We start from the raw sequence: 15,677 nt of genomic DNA on the forward strand, positions 1-15,677 counted from the left end.
CTCCGGCGTCTTCTATAATCCAAAGTGTAAGGACGATGTAAACGCAACCAATACAAGCAAATGGGGGATGACAATGAGTTACAAGAGAAAGCTTGTACCGCTTATGGCTACAGCGGCGTTAGCCTTAACTACACTGGCGGGCTGCGGCGGAGATAAAAATTCAGCGGCAGGCAGCACAGCGGCACCGGAAGGCGGCACACCAAGCGGCGCGGCTAGCAAGCCAGCCAGCATCAAGGCCATGACGATTCTGTTCGGCAATCCGCCGGAGATGACGAACAACAAGGCGCTGGAGGATCTGGAGAAGCGCGGCAATGTAGATCTGAACGTAACCTTCGTGCCATCCGAAGCCTATACGGATAAGCTCTCAGTAGCGGTATCCGCCGGAGATTCCTATGATCTGCTGCTGATGGATGGCGGCAAGGACGATAAATTCAACAACCTGGTGAGAATGGGCGCTTTTCATGACCTGACGCCTTACCTTGCGAAGACCAAGAATATCAGCCAGATTGATGAGGTGGTCTGGAACGGGGCCAAGATTGACGGCAAATCCTACGGGATTCCCCGGCCGCGCGGTCTCTACGGCGGAGGTGAAGCCAATATCCTGATCCGCAAGGACTGGCTGGATAAGTATAATCTGCCGGTTCCGAAGACCATGGATGAGCTGACGAATGCGCTTGCGGTGTTCAAGGAGAAGGACCCTGCGGGCGGCGGCAAAACCATTCCGTTCACAATCTACGGATCAGACGGTGTGAACAGCCCCGGGCCGTTCTCGGGTGTCCTCCCGCTCCAGTATGCCTTTGGCATTCCTAACGTATGGAAGCTGGATGGAGACAACGTAGTCCGTGATTTCCAGACGCCGGAATACAAGGCCTTCCTGGAGTGGCTGAGAGATTCGTGGAGCAAGGGCCTGATCGACAAGGATGCGCCTGTACTGAAGAACCAGGGGCAGGCGCGGAGTAAGTTCCTGGCCGGTACAGCGGGTGCTTTTGTCGGGAATGTCAGTGATATTGTAGAGACCAACGTAGAGAAGCTGAAGCAGACGGACCCGAAGGCCGAAATCGCGATTGTCGATGTGCTTGAAGGCGTGAACGGACAGAAGGGCGCTTCTGTACTCTCCGGGTACTACGGACTCTGGGCGGTTCCAAGCTCCGTACCGGAGGATAAAGTGCAGCAAATTGTAGACTTCCTTGATTTCACGGCCTCCGAGGAGAATGTAGCGTTCTCCAAAGCGGGTGTCACCGGCATTCATTCCAGCGATTTCAAGAATGGGGTTGCGGTGCAGACCGAGGAGCAGAAGAAGCAATATGAGCTGGATAAGCCGAACAATTTCATCCTGGAGAACCGCGCAGATCCATATGTATACGCCAACTCCAAGGAGCCGGACATCCTGGCGCTGCAAAAGGCGACTCTAGATACGATCAGCAAGATCGGAGTGGAGAACCCGTTCCTCAGCTACAACTCACAGTACGCCAGCAAGAATCCCGACAGCTATAAGAAAATGAGTGCGGTAATGACGAAGTATGTGCTGGGCGAGGGAGCCTGGGAGGATGTGCAGAAGGAGATTGATACCTGGACTCAGGGTCCGGGGGTGCAGATCACCAAGGAACTGCTGGACCAGTATAAAGCAGAGCATTCCACGAAGTAATACAACACAATACACAGAGGCAAAGGAGGGGGACTTTTCCCTCTCCACTTGCCCAATCGGATAAGGAGGTTTAGCCCGTGCAGAGAGCTTTACGCCCCAAACGGTTTCATCAGCTATGGCCCTTTTATTTATTGGCAGCACCGGGTATTCTCTACTTTCTCACCTTTCATTACATCCCGATGACAGGACTTATTCTGGCCTTCAAGGAATACAGCCCGTTCAAGGGCATGATGGACAGTCCCTGGGTGGGGCTGGATAATTTCAGACAGTTTTTCGGAACCTCCGATTTCTATATGTTGCTAAAAAATACGCTGTTGATCAGTCTGCTGAATCTGATTATTTATTTTCCCTTCACGATCTTCCTGTCGCTGCTTCTGAATGAAGTGCGGCTCAAGGTGTTCAAGCGTGTCTCGCAGACCATCGTATATCTGCCCCATTTTCTCTCCTGGGTCGTGATTTACGGGATTACGATCTCCTTCTTCGGGCCTTCGGGCGTCATTAACCATTACCTGGGCCAGTGGTTTGACGGCAGCGCTAACTTCCTGGTCAGCAACGAATGGTTCAGGCCGCTGGTCATCTTCCAGTCCATCTGGAAGGATGCGGGCTGGGGTACGATTATCTTCCTGGCGGCACTGGCCGGGATTAACCCTGAGCAGTATGAAGCAGCCAAGGTGGATGGAGCAAGCCGGTTGCAGAGCATCTGGCATATCACGCTTCCCGGCATCAAGGGTACGATTGTGATTCTGCTGCTGCTCCGTCTGGGCTCCTCGATGGACTCCAACTTCATGCAGATCTTCCTGATGACCAATAGCCTTAACCTCGATGTCTCCAATGTCTTCGATCTGTTCGTCTACCATGTCGGTCTGGAGCAATTTAATTACAGCTTCGCGATTACGGTCGGCATGTTCAAATCCGTAGCCAGTCTGATCCTGGTCCTCGGGGCCAATTATGCGGCAAGGCTGCTTGGCGAGGAAGGCATATTCTAGAACAAGAACAGGAGTGTAGAGGTTATGAAGCTTAAGGCAACCTGGTTTGACACCATTATTGTAGTCATTATTTGCTTAATCAGCTTGCTGGTTATTCTGCCTTTTCTATATATTATCGCAGTCTCGTTCAGTCCGCCGGGAGATTCGATGGCCGGGAATTTCTTCATCTGGCCCAAGCACTGGACACTGGACGCCTACAGCTATCTGCTGAATGCGAATACGTTCCTGACCTCCGTCAAGAACTCTGTAATTATCACGGCGATGGGCACGGTACTCAGCCTGTTTGTCTCGATTACACTGGCTTATGCCCTATCGAAGAAATTTCTGCCCGGACGCCGGATCATGCTGCTGGTTATTTTCTTCACGATGATCTTCCACGGAGGCATGATTCCGAACTATCTGGTCGTCAAAAATCTGGGCCTGATCGATTCCTACTGGGCGGTAGTACTTCCGGCAGCCTCCAGTGCCTTCAATATCATGGTCATCCGCTCGTTCTTCCAGAGCCTGCCTGAGAGTCTGGACGAAGCGGCAAGAATTGACGGGGCGGGGGAATTCCGAATTCTTTACTCGATCGTGCTGCCGCTGTCCAAGCCGATTATCGCTACGTTCACCCTGTTCTTCATGGTGCAGTTCTGGAATGAATTCTTCTCGGCGGTTATCTATCTGAATGATACGACGCGCTGGCCGATTCAACCACTCCTGCGGCAGATGGTCGCGATCAGCGCCTCCAATATCTCGGCAGAGGCGGCGGTGGATGCCTCGCTTGCGGCCAACCTTGGACCCAATGTCCAGAATGCGGCCATTCTGCTGGCGATGCTGCCCATAGTCATGGTGTACCCGTTCCTGCAGAAATATTTTGCTAAGGGTGCCATGCTGGGTTCGATTAAGGAATAGACATTTAGGCGGATGAATCCGCAAATATAAAGGTGATGATAGAATTGACCATGAATTATAAAGATCTGCGGCACAATCCCGCATACACGAAGCCGCAGCTGACTGCCGGAGAATTCTTAAGCACAAGGCTGGACTTGACCAGACCGGAGCTTGCCGGTGTAGCTGCGAAGCTGGACTTAGGCGATATCGCCGGTGCACGGGATGCTTATTTAGAAGTCATTGCAGCGGGTAACAACGGGAGATATTACTTTGATGTGAAGGATGTTCCTGGGCTTAGGGCTTACGCCGCCAGCCATTACAGCGGGGAGGAGGAGGCGCAGCAGGATATTGCCGAGGCGGACCGGATTGTGGAGGGGGATATTCCCCTGTTCAAAGGGAAAAGAGTGCTCTTCCGGCACGGAAGCTATGACTGGAACAGCTGGCTGTTCGACAGCTCGCAGTATCAGCTGCATTTGACCCGGTTCGTCTATGTGAAGCGCCTGTCCAGAGCCTATGCGCTGACCGGGGATGATAAATACGCCAAATGCTTCAATGATATGATCAGCCATTTCATTGACGATAACCCTATGCCGGTGGATGGTACGTTCCGGGCGGAGCATTCGACCTGGGACCCTCTCTCGGCCGGTGTGCGGATGTTCATGCTGCCGGAAGCCTTCATTACCTTCTTCGGCTCTCCGGCCTTCGAGCCTGAGGTGAAGCTGAAGCTGATTCAGTCCTTTCAGCAGCACGGGGAGTACGTCCGTAAATATCATGCCAGCGGCGGCAACCATGTCTGCATGCAGCTCCGGGGACTGACTCAGACGGCGCTGCTTCTGCCGGAGCTGAAGGATTCCGCCGCATGGCTGGAATACGCTGGGCGTAAGCTGCCGGGATACATCCTTGAGAACGTCTACCCCGACGGGGTACAGTTCGAGGGCAGCCCGAATTACCACCTGATCGTCATGCGCGAGCTGTATGAACTGGTGGTTCTGTACCAGAAGCTCGGCATCGATGCCGGGGAATACCGGGAGACGCTGGAGAAAATGTATGTCGTCACGATGCATCTGCTGGCACCGGACGGGCAGCTGGTCAAGTTCGGCGATACCGATGTCCAGGTCGTCAGCGAGCTGCGCAACGTCATGAGCCTTGGCGCTTACCTGTACCAGCGGGGGGACTTCAAGGCGCTGGGACATGAGCGGCTGCCGTTCTCCCTGCTGTGGAGAGTGGGGCCGGAGGCTGCGTCGGAGTATGATCAGCTCAAGGCTGCAGAGCCTGCGGAGACGGCCGCCTGCTTCCCGGCAGGCGGTTATGTGACCTCGCGCCAGGGCTGGAGCCCTAACGATATGTACATGGCGATGCGGGCAGGTGTGGGGATTGGCGGGCATGCGCATTCCGATGCGCTCAGTCTGGTTCTCTACGCCGGAGGACGCGAGCTGCTGGCCGATTCGGGTATGGGCTTGTTCGAGTGGAACAAGGAACGTAAATATACAGTCTCGACCCGTGCCCATAACACTGTGGTTGTAGACGGTCAGGACCAGCATGTGCGCAGCTTCCACTGGAATACGCCGCCTACGGCGAGCTGCAGAATCTGGGATACCCAGTTCAATGAAGCCTATGATTATGCTTTTGCAAGCCAGTACGGATATACCCGGTACGAAGATCCGGTGGTTCACTCCCGTAAGGTGCTGTTCGTCAAGAACAGCTACTGGCTGATTGTGGACCTGTTCGAAGCAGAAGGGCAGCACCGCTATGAGCAGTACTTCCACCTGCCGCCGGGGACAGCGGCCTACGATTCGCTCAGCACGGAAGTGGTCTCGCAGCTGGAGGGGGCCAATCTGCTGCTGAAGCCGCTCCCCTCCGGGCTGGCGGAGGACCGGCTGACGCTGGAGCAGGGCCTGATCTTCAAGCAGGGCCACTATCACGAGAGTCCGGTCATGAAGCGTTCCCTTACCTTGACGGGGAGCGCGGCTATCGTTACCCTGGCTGTTCCGTTCGGAACAGCGAAGCCGCAGGTGAGTGTAGAACGGCTGCCTGTCCGGCAGCATGGGGAATTACTCTCCGTGCAGGAGGCCACCGCGCTGCGTATCGTGATGGGAGACCGGGTGGATGATATCTGCCTCTACCATAAGAGTGTCGATGTCACCAGCTACCTCGACCATACCGGCAATATTATCTCCGAAGCGCTGCTGCCCCGCAAGACGGAGCCGGAGGGCATCGCGTTTGCTGGAGGCAACTATAACCGGGATGTTATTGTCGTTAGCGGTCATAGAGAATAGCACAGCACGAATAAGCAACGCCCCTCCCGAACCGGTGAGGGGCGTTGCTTATTCATCTAATATACGCCCTCGCTCTTCCGGGGATAGCTTGGGACAAGTGCAGCAATACTCTCCGGCATCTGGCCCGATCCGGATCCGGTAGGCCAAGCAGCAATGCTTGCGCAGATATAATGAATGGCCGCGCAGCTTCGGATGCTCATACCTCCGGAACCGCATGGATAATTCATCCGGCTTCTCCGGCTGAAGCAGGGTAGTATAATCCTGGCCGATGATCCGGCCACGCTCCTCTGAATCCCAAATTTGCCTGTCCGTCAGCAGCCGTCCATACAGGTTATGCAAATTATGTGCAATCAGCGACCACATGACTTTCTCCTTAGCTCCCGTATACCCTGATACAGCCTGGAGCACCTGCCGTAAATGTGCCAGCAGGCGATCCATATAGCCGGCAAGGCAGGCTTGACGGACTTCCGAAGGATTAGCAGGCCATTTGTCCGTGGCTGCCGTCTCCGCTTCATACTGCATCATTCCTGCATCCGTTAGCCTGAACCGTAAAGCGCCGGGCAACAGAGAGAGCGGGGTATCGAAGAGAGTGATGGAGGCGGCCAGTCCCATGATCAACACCGAGTACCTTTTGGCAAATAAAGTTCCGACCACAATTCCTCCAGGCTCCCCAAGCTGAACCGATTGCTTGCCGATAATGAGCGGTAGCCTCGCTGCATCCAATAGATCTTCTGTACTGTAAGGAAAAGAATTATTCCTGTCCTCCGCGACAGTCACGGCAAAATGCTGCTGCATGAAATCTTGTATCCACTGGCTCCCAAAAGGTTCAGCGCTGCTCATGGCTCCATCCATGCCATTATTTCATCAATAATCTCGCCCCGGCCGATAACCCCCCAGCCCTTGAAGAGCCAGAAGGAATCGGTCTCATGAACCTTTCCTCCCTGTACGGCAGGGATGTTCTTCCAGAGTGCGCTGGCCTGCATGTTGTCCAGGAAATCGCGGGCATTGGAATCCACCTCAAGGACGATAAAGTCTGCCCCCAGCTCCGGTATTTTCTCCAAGGATAGATCAACTCTTTTCTCTTCCGGCGTAAGTGCGGCAGGTTCGAACCCGAGATCCTGATAGAGTAATGCATTGGTTGGATGACCTTGTTGTGCGTACACTTGGAGTGTCTTCTCCCGTACACGGAGGTAGGCGAGTTTTTTGCTGTCCAGCGCTTTGATTTTCCCGCTGGCCTGGACCGTTTTCTGTTCCAGTTCAGCAATTTTTTCCTTCGCCAGGTCCGTTTTGTCATACATCTCCGCAATGGTTAGCAGGTCCTTGGTCCAAAAGGAAGTATCGTCGCCATAATCAAGCCATTCATTTCCAAGAACGATGGTAGGGGCGATTTTGTTCAGCTGCTCATACGAATTCTCGGCCGTCCGGCTCTCAATAAGAATCACATCCGGATCAAGCAAGGTAATGGCCTCAAGGTTGGGATTATCCGCCGAACCTACGGTTTGTACACCCTGCAGCTTGTCAGCCAGATAGGGAAGATACTCTCCTCCGTACCGGACCTCTGTGTTCACGCCGGAAGGCTTCTCTCCGATAGTCAACAGATGATCTATGTACTCTGCTGTGAGAACAACGATCTTATCGATTTCGGACGGAATCACAGCTTCTCCCTTAAGGTGGGTAATTGTGCGTGTGCCCGTTTCCGCAGCCCCCTGACCGCTGGGTTGGGAGGCGGAGGGACGCGGTTCTTCAGAAGCCGGTTGTGGTTGTCCTGCTCCATTGCTGCAAGCCGCCAGGATCAGCAGCAGCACGGCAAAGAGCATGAACTGGAGGGATTTCATTCGCTTCATTTATTTCTTAGTCTCCTTTGTGCAATAGATAATAATAATCATTATCATTATGATAGGAGAACGATACATACTTTTCAATGGATTATAACCCTGTGTTGGCGTGGATAATTCTATCGGCCGGCCTGCTAATCCGGGATGCAACATACGACATGGCCCACTTTCTGCCTGAGGGTCCGAGTGTTTTGAACAACAGATCTCCGGCATCGAATACCCGGGACTGCTTCACTGCATCCAGGGAAGACCATTCTCTGGACGAGAGCAGTGCTTCCAGCCGTTGTCTCGATTCCAGGGTAGGGTCCGCAGCCAAGAAGATGGTTCCCGGGTTATACCCGGGAAGCTCATGAATCTCGAAATCCATTGCTTCAGTCTGCTCACGGGTTGAGAGGGGCGGACTCAGTCCAAGATCTTGGTATAGCAGAGTTCCTGTCTGATTGGAGGCGCCGTACAAGCGGTAGAATTCAGAGCTGACTCTGATAAAAGAAACGGTGGGCAGCACATCCTGTGCCTCCAGCTGTGATCTAAGGAGGTGCTTCTGCTCTGCGTAGCGGTTCATCCAGTCGTCAGCCTGCTGCTCTCTGCCCAGAATACGGGACAACCTTGACAACTGCTGCTCCACATTATCGGTATGCTTAAGAACAACCGTCGGTGCGATGGACTCCAGCAGCTCGCCTGGTAACAGGCGGTCGCTCCCAATAATCAGATCAGGCTTCACCCGTGCCAGCTCTTCATAATTCAACCGGGAACCGTTCAGGCGGACAATGTCCTGCTCCAGTATACCGGAGTGGGGAAGGCTGTGATTTTTTGACACCCGCTCCCGGTAAGACAGCGCAGCCACTGGCGCCAATCCAAGTGTCATCAGGTAATCATCCAGACCATAGTAGAGAACAGCAATACGGATATGATTATTTTTGAGGTAACTGGCCGGTGCCACGCCTTCCGATTTTTTGAACACCCGGCTAAAATAATGCTCGTCCTTATAGCCCACTTCCTTGGCGATCGTCTTGACCCGTTCAGAAGAGAACAACAGCTGCTTGGCCCTTTTTATCCGCTCCTCCAGTAAATAAGTCATAGGAGTCTTTTCTGTAAGCTGCTTGAATGCTCTGATAAAATGATTGGTGCTTAAGCCCGCCATTAGAGCCAGTTGACCAACTTTAAGCTCTTGGTTGTAGTTATTCTTCATGTAGGCAAGCGCAATGTCCATTCCTACAGCCTTGTCCTGCACAATACGCTTACTTGGTTGAAGGAGCATCGCGAGCAGCTGCTGCAGCCGGTATTTGGCGTGCATGATATCCTCCGGGTCACGGGTACGGTGAAAGGAGCTCATTTGGCTGGTGATCTCTGCAGCCTGTGGATGGGCGGAAGCTTCAAGCTTCCCGCTAATTGGAAATACCGGAGGGTGGAGCTGCTGTTGCCTGCGATTTTTACGAAGCTGGATACAGGAGAAGAAAATGATCATATAACGCAGCGGTTCTGCCGTCAGCGCTTTGCCTTCCACCGAAGTTTCGGGCAATAACAAAAAGAAGTCTCCTTTATTCGCCGTAAGCAGCCTACCATTTAGGATAATCTGCCCTTTACCTTCTGTAACATAACACAAGGCATGGTGGTGAAGGATCCTTCGGGGCAAAGACTCCCCCTCTGCAAATCTTCCGTAATAGCTGTGTACGCTTGAAAAAAACAAGCGCTCCAGCCTGAATGCTGTCTGCGGTATTGTGGATAACATGCGTACCTCCTCGTTCGGCCGGAAAAAAATAGCAGATCCTTTCAAGTCTCGTAAATAATATCCCCCGTCTCGCTCAGGTCATAGCTGTGAATCGAGCTTAGTTCACTGCGGAACGCTTCCGAGCGCAGAATATCCAGAATGGCGTTAATCCAGACTTCATTCTCCGGCTTCTTCACCATGACCAGATCGTAGCGCTCGCGGATCAGCGGAATGAAGTCGATGCCGTCAATGATTTTGGCGGCTTTCTCGGTGCCGATGCCCACATCCGCCCCGCCTCTCGCCACCAGGCTGGCTACTGCCAAATGGCTGTTCTCTTCATTAGTGTATCCGTTCAAGCGGGATGACGGGATTCCATGCAGGCGCAGCTGTTCATCCAGAAGCACCCGGGCGCCGGAGCCGCGCTCACGGTTGATCAGCGTCACTCCGTCCTGCCGGAGGTCTCCCCAGCTGCGGATGCCCAGCGGATTGCCCTTCTGCACATAGAAGCCTGCGCTGCGAGTTAGCAGATGCACTACTATATAGGAGAAGCCTACGAGCAGCTTGCGGATATAAGGCAGGTTATATTCACCGCTGTCGCCGTCCAGCAGATGGGTGCTTACAATATCTGATTCGCCCTGATACATGGCAATGAGGCTGTCCAGACTGCCCGCATAGGAACGGAGCGGCCGGGTGGACGGCAGGGTCCGCTCCAGATGAGTCGCCAGAATATCAAGCGACATATCCTGCCCGGTAATGACTACATTTACACCACTGCTCTTCATACTGTGCGGCGGCGGGGAGGCAAAGGCCTGATAAGGCGCGGCGAACGGGAGGCCCGTCTGCTGCGATGGCTGGGCCTGCGGCAGTGCAGCTTCGGTCAGCCCGCCCCCGGGCAGCGGATTCGCATAAGCCCCGCTGTTGCGGGAATTTTGCTTGTATTTCTCCAGATCGGAGAGGTCAACGCGCATCTGCTTGCCGACACGGTAAGAGGGAAGCTCGCCCTTTTTAATGAGATCATAGACCTTGAGCTTGGAGATTTTGAGCAGCCGGGCGATTTCCTCGGTTGTATAGGAAGTATTCTCGGTCATATATTGTACCCTCCTGGGGGATGGACTGCGGCAGATTCACAAATAGCCATATTATGATAGCCTTATTATGCTCAAGACTACCTTATTTTGTGAACCTGTGCAATCCGGGGAGGCCCCCTAATAGGTTATATGCCGGTCCGTCTTCGCCTGCTGTACATCGGATAACTCAATCAGCTCCGAGACGGTAACGAACCTGAAGCCCTGCTTCTTCAGCTCAGGCAGAATAATCTTCAGCGCTTCCTTCGTCTGCGACGGCCCATGGACATGGTCGTGGAACAGGACAATATCGCCGCTCTTGGCATTGCGGATCACCCGGCTTGAGATGTTCCAGACGCCGGGGCGGTTCCAGTCGCGGGTGTCCTGATGCCAGGACCACAGTACGGGCTTCAGGCCCATGCTGTTAGACACATCGATCAGAGTCTCGTCATACATTCCGCCCGGCGGTCTGAACAGGCTGCTGTGTCTGCCGGATATCTTCATAATTTCCTGCTCCGTCAGCGCGAGCTCCTCCTGAATCTGCTTCCCGGAGATCGGCCTTTTGAAATAGACATGGTTATAGGTATGGTTCGCCAGCTCATGTCCTTCATTAATTACGCGTCTGGCGACATCGGGATAAGCGGCGATCCGCTTGCCAATCGCAAAAAACGTGCATTTCGCTTGATACTCATGCAGCACCTCCAGAATGCTGTCCGTCTCCAGGGGGTCCGGGCCGTCATCGAAGGTCAGCGCAATTACCTTCTGGCTGGTGCGCACTTCCCAGATCATATCGCCGCGCTCCTCATAGTAGTAGCGGTTTTTTGCCTTGTTCGGACTGCCCAGGGCCAGATCGGAAGGGCTATGCATCAGCACTAGCGCTGCAAGAACTGCGGCGGTCATTCGGGTGGCTGTTCTCATGGCTCTCAGATTCACTCCACACTTGTTTTTATAAGCGGTTCCTGCTGCTTAAGTCTTAGAATGCTCTATCCCCCTTGGTTGCTATGCATTTATAGCAGCCCGCAAGGCGATTTGCATTTTAGAGTGAAAGTTCCGGCGGAAATGACTTATAATAAGTTACTAAATACAGATCAAGGAATAGGGGCAGCGGAGATGACACTGATTGAACAAAGAGAGCATAGACAATATCCCGAAATCACGAAGCTGGAGACCTCCAGAGCCGCATATGAACGCGACTATTCGCGTCTGATCCATTCGCCGACCTTCCGGCGGCTGCAAGGCAAATCTCAGGTGTTTGGAGCCGGAACCGGGGATTACTACCGGACGCGTCTGACCCATTCGCTGGAGGTGGCACAGATTGCCCGTGAAGCGGCCAAAAGCCTGCTGCGTTCTTACCCGGAAGTAGAGACAGGAGCCGCGGAGAATCCGGGCCTGGTCATTGATCCGGAGGTAGTGGAATGTGCGGCCATCGCCCATGACTTCGGTCATCCCCCATTTGGACATAAGGGAGAAGAGGTGCTGGACAACCTGCTGGAGAAGCTGGTGACCCGCAAGACGGTGGAGGCGGTGGCCAAGTCCGGCGCTGGTCCCGTTCAGCAGCAGACGATTCATGAGAGCATGAAGCGCAAATATGAGCATTTTGAAGGCAACGCCCACAACTTCCGCCTGATCATGTTCCTTGAGAAGCGTGAGAATATCGACGGCCTGAACCTCTCGGACGCGGTGCTGCTGGGCATTAACAAGTATCCTTTTCCCGGGACGGTACTGAAGAAGGGGATGTATCTGCACGAATGGGAGTATATCCATGAGATCCGCACCCAGTGGGGAATTCCGGCAGGCAAAAAGACGCTGGAAGCGCAGCTGATGGACCTGTGTGACGATATTGCTTATTCGGCGCATGACCTGGAGGACGGTATCAAGGCCGGGAAGATTGAGGTACATGAGCATTTCATGCATGACGACTATATCCAGCGGCTGATTGTGGAGAAAATCACCACGCTTGAGGATGCCTTTTGGTCCGGCTGGAACAAGTCTGCGATCCGCTTCAAAGTGGAGGAGGTACTGAGTTCATTCCTGCGTGTCTGGAAGGAGAAGATGCCTACCTGTGAGAATGACTATTCCCGTACCCGCCGTGAAGTCAAAGCCTATTGGGTCAGTACCTTCGTCGCCAGCCTCGGCGTGATTGGGGACGGGGACTGGAAGAAGGTTACCTTCATTAAGGAAGGCAAGGAGGATGAGGACATGCTGCGGACCGTCAGTGTGCTCAAAAGCTTCGCCTGGGTAACGATGATCCGCGATTTACGCGTACAGCGTCTGCAGAAACGGAGCGAGTGGATACTGCGGCGGCTGTGGGAGGCATTCCTTGATCCCGAGACATCCCGGAGTATCATCCCTTCGGACTGGCTGCAGCGGTTCGAGAAGGACCAGAAGTCGGCCAGACCGATTTGGACCTGGGAGCATATGGTGACGGATTATATTGCCGGAATGACTGACGCTTTTGCCGAGAAAATCTACAATGAGCTTTACGGACTGAAGGTCGGCTCGATATACGATCTGGATTAGACCCATATAGTGGAACACTTACCTGTCCGCCGCCCCGGCTGGCAGGTAATACCTTACATCGGGAGAAACATGTAAATTTTTAATCGTCTGCTGCCGAAATAGTACATACAACCTATTTTTTTTTTGCTTTTTTTTATGAAAATAAATGTAATCAGATGGAAAATGGTGTAAACATCCAGACATTATCAAGGGGGCACACAGGTGTGGGTATAGGTCAGCGACTGAAGGATCTGTTAGGAAAAGGGAGAAAGGGAGCAGACAAGGAGCAGCAGGCAAGTCTAATCCAGGGCAGAAAAAGCATCGGCTCCAAGATAGCCTACGGTTATGCGGCTCTGGCTGTATTCGTTCTGATCAGCGGCGGAGTATCACTCTATCAAATGAACGGCATGCAGAATAATACCGGGAAGATCATTAATCACATTATCCCCGAGTTGAATAAAATTCATAATGTCAATTACCTCACAGAGCATGTTATGGCGCTTAGCCTGCAGCATATCCTGAGCACTGACAGTGCGGACAAAAACGCCCTTGCGGAAGAGCGGTCCGAATACATCCGCAAAGTATCGGACACCTTTAAGGAGTATAAAGCCAATCTGACAGGAGATCAGGAGCTGAAGCAATTACAGTCGCTCGTCGGGAAATGGGGCGAGTTCCTGACGGTCAACAATCAGGCGATCCTGCTCAGCAGCTCCAAAGACGAGAAATTAGCTCTTGAGGTATCGCGGAAGGGGATTGACGCTTTTAATTCCATGCAGGTGGATCTGGATGCGCTGGTAGCGCACAGCCAGAAGGATGCTGAGAATGAGGGTGAAATATCTGCGCAAATTTTCAATACCTCAGTGACTTTAAATATCGTGACTGTACTGGTTGTGCTTCTGATGATTGGCTTGACTAACACGGTTATCCGCAGAACGATCATCAATCCGCTGAAAAGGGTAACTGCGCAGCTGCAGCAGATCTCCAGCGGGGATCTGACGGCCGAAGAGACGCTGATCCGCAACAAAGATGAGATTGGCCTGCTCGCCAAGACCGTAAATGAAACGAACCGCACGCTGCTGGAAATGGTCAGCCAGATCCGAAATGTATCCACTATTATTTCGGAGCAGGGCGATGAGTTGATGCATCGAATTGCCGATACGAAGGAAGGCAGCAGCCAGATCGCGCTGACGATGGAAGAGCTGGCTACAGCGTCCGGAAGCCAGGCCGAAGCAGCGGTGGATGCCTCCAAGGCGGTGGAGGAGCTAAATACGTTAATTGAGAATTTTGCCGGCAGAGGTACGGATCTCTCCAACCATTCCGAGCAGGTACGGCAAAAGGGTGAAAAGGGCCGGTCGCTTATGGAAAGCTCCGTGGCGCAGATGAACGAGATTGCCGATGCGGTCTCGCAGTCCATGGATACCGTAGAAGAGCTGAACCGCAAGAATGAGGGGATCTTCCATCTGGTGGGAGCAATCCGGAGCATCTCGGAGCAGACTCATCTGCTGGCGATCAATGCTGCCATTGAAGCCGCACGGGCCGGTGACAGCGGACGCGGCTTCGCCGTTGTCGCACAGGAAGTACGGAAGCTGTCTGAGGATGTGCAGCGGACGGTCTCGGAGATCACAGAGATTACGCAGGGCATCCAGCTCGACTCCAGAACCATGGTAGAGCAGCTGCGCGGCGGAGTAGCCAAGACGGAGCAAGGCAGCCGGCAGATTGTCGAGACTGGTGATGCCCTGGCTGAAATCAACGGCTCGGTCCGCATGATGGCGGTGACCATCGATGAGATGGGCCAGGACCTGCAGCAAATGACCGGTGCCAGCGAGACTATGAACGAGTTCAGCCAGCATATCTCGGCACTCTCCCAGGAATCCGCGGCAGGTGTCGAAGAGACCTCTGCTTCTGCGCATGAGCAGCTCAGCTCAACCACTGCCGTGGCTAACGGCATCTCAGAGCTGAAGCTGCTGCTTACGCAGCTTCGGGAGTCGGTGACCCGATTTAAGGTGTGAGGGGGGATAGATTGAAGCGGTAAAATTTCGGGGATTAGGGATACGCCGTGACTGCAGAGAATGTTTGGACTTCCGGCCGCTGTTGTTCCCGGATTTCTTGGATTGAACCGCAGTAGCGGTTGAAATCCGGGAACAGCTGATGCTTCCGAAGCTAGCTTTCCTGCGGAAAGCTTTCAGGCGGACGCTGTCGCTCCTACAGTTCCAAACTTCTCTTCCGCCACTGCTCCCTAATGGGGAAATTTCAAGTTCAATCTATTTAGGGATGGAAGTATATAAAGAGCCTCTGCTTTGTTCAGCAGAGGCTCTTTATTATGCGTGAATTCGTGAATCGCGGAATCATTGAATGAACTGAATTGCTGAAATTAGTTGAAAGAGTTGAACGAGCTGAGCATGTATCGACATGTGGTGCTGGTGATGCTGTTGCTGATATTGGTGCAGGTGCAGGTGCAGGTGCAGGTGCTGGTGCTGATGTTGGTGCTGGTGCTGGTGCTAATGAGTTCGCTTGGAATCCTGCACATTTTGCAACATTTACCTGATCAATATGAGGTGAATGAGAGAATGTTGTACAAATGTCAGCAATTCTTATCCAGTTGGCAGATGAAGGGGACAATTCCTGCATTTCATGCAACAATCTTCTCGAATAGCCCAAATTGGCGATACCCGAGTTGCAATATGTGCAACATTTGGCCGCAGGGGAACGTTAAAACTCTAAACTGTGAGTCAACCCGCCAAGCTACGGCCTGCCTGCCAACCCCCTAGCTCTACAACCCGCCAGCTCAGCC

The 15,677-nt window shown here is 53.3% G+C and carries 12 protein-coding genes; 7 read left to right on the forward strand and 5 right to left on the reverse strand.

The window, feature by feature from the left end:
- The first annotated feature begins 73 nt into the window (after positions 1–73).
- The 4 genes from NYE24_RS25640 to NYE24_RS25655 all read left to right on the forward strand — a co-directional run bounded on the left by NYE24_RS25640 (position 74) and on the right by NYE24_RS25655 (position 5,780).
- Positions 74–1,645, forward strand: a complete 1,572-nt coding sequence (locus NYE24_RS25640; protein WP_342476990.1) for an extracellular solute-binding protein — start codon at positions 74–76, stop codon at positions 1,643–1,645.
- A gap of 77 nt (positions 1,646–1,722) precedes the next feature.
- Positions 1,723–2,631, forward strand: a complete 909-nt coding sequence (locus NYE24_RS25645; RefSeq protein ID WP_036693657.1) for an ABC transporter permease subunit — start codon at positions 1,723–1,725, stop codon at positions 2,629–2,631.
- A gap of 24 nt (positions 2,632–2,655) precedes the next feature.
- Positions 2,656–3,525, forward strand: coding sequence for a carbohydrate ABC transporter permease (locus tag NYE24_RS25650; RefSeq protein ID WP_036693658.1), 870 nt, complete (start codon positions 2,656–2,658; stop codon positions 3,523–3,525).
- 50 nt (positions 3,526–3,575) lie between these two features.
- Positions 3,576–5,780 (forward strand): alginate lyase family protein, encoded by a 2,205-nt coding sequence (locus NYE24_RS25655; protein ID WP_342476991.1) that lies wholly within the window; start codon positions 3,576–3,578, stop codon positions 5,778–5,780.
- Positions 5,781–5,828: 48 nt separating this feature from the next.
- On the opposite strand, the gene NYE24_RS25660 is transcribed toward NYE24_RS25655, so the two are convergent.
- From NYE24_RS25660 to NYE24_RS25680, 5 genes are all read right to left on the reverse strand, one after another.
- Positions 5,829–6,620 (reverse strand): hypothetical protein, encoded by a 792-nt coding sequence (locus NYE24_RS25660; RefSeq protein WP_342476992.1) that lies wholly within the window; start codon positions 6,618–6,620, stop codon positions 5,829–5,831.
- Positions 6,617–7,624 (reverse strand): ABC transporter substrate-binding protein, encoded by a 1,008-nt coding sequence (locus tag NYE24_RS25665; protein ID WP_342476993.1) that lies wholly within the window; start codon positions 7,622–7,624, stop codon positions 6,617–6,619. Before NYE24_RS25665 ends, NYE24_RS25660 begins: the two co-directional genes overlap by 4 nt.
- Before the next feature lie 82 nt (positions 7,625–7,706).
- The gene (locus tag NYE24_RS25670; RefSeq protein WP_342476994.1) at positions 7,707–9,344 is read right to left on the reverse strand and encodes an ABC transporter substrate-binding protein; all 1,638 of its coding nucleotides are present in this window, start codon (positions 9,342–9,344) and stop codon (positions 7,707–7,709) included.
- Positions 9,345–9,385: 41 nt separating this feature from the next.
- A complete protein-coding gene (locus NYE24_RS25675; protein ID WP_036693667.1) occupies positions 9,386–10,411 on the reverse strand; it encodes a helix-turn-helix transcriptional regulator in 1,026 nt (341 codons plus the stop codon).
- 117 nt (positions 10,412–10,528) lie between these two features.
- Positions 10,529–11,305 carry a polysaccharide deacetylase family protein gene (locus NYE24_RS25680; RefSeq protein WP_076157124.1) on the reverse strand — a complete coding sequence of 259 codons (777 nt, stop codon included), beginning with the start codon at positions 11,303–11,305 and terminating at the stop codon, positions 10,529–10,531.
- Between the two features lie 192 nt (positions 11,306–11,497).
- On the opposite strand from NYE24_RS25680, the gene dgt reads away from it, so the two are divergent.
- The 3 genes from dgt (at position 11,498) to NYE24_RS25695 (ending at position 15,654) form a co-directional block, all read left to right on the forward strand.
- On the forward strand, positions 11,498–12,907 hold the full coding sequence (dgt, locus tag NYE24_RS25685; RefSeq protein WP_036693670.1) for a dGTP triphosphohydrolase: 1,410 nt from the start codon (positions 11,498–11,500) through the stop codon (positions 12,905–12,907).
- 203 nt (positions 12,908–13,110) lie between these two features.
- Positions 13,111–14,895, forward strand: a complete 1,785-nt coding sequence (locus NYE24_RS25690; protein ID WP_076157126.1) for a HAMP domain-containing methyl-accepting chemotaxis protein — start codon at positions 13,111–13,113, stop codon at positions 14,893–14,895.
- A 366-nt stretch (positions 14,896–15,261) separates the two neighbouring features.
- The gene (locus NYE24_RS25695; RefSeq protein WP_342476995.1) at positions 15,262–15,654 is read left to right on the forward strand and encodes a hypothetical protein; all 393 of its coding nucleotides are present in this window, start codon (positions 15,262–15,264) and stop codon (positions 15,652–15,654) included.
- The last annotated feature ends 23 nt before the right edge of the window (positions 15,655–15,677 follow it).

The sequence above is a fragment of the Paenibacillus sp. FSL H7-0350 genome (genome assembly GCF_038593195.1).
Taxonomy (GTDB): Bacteria; Bacillota; Bacilli; order Paenibacillales; family Paenibacillaceae; genus Paenibacillus_AQ.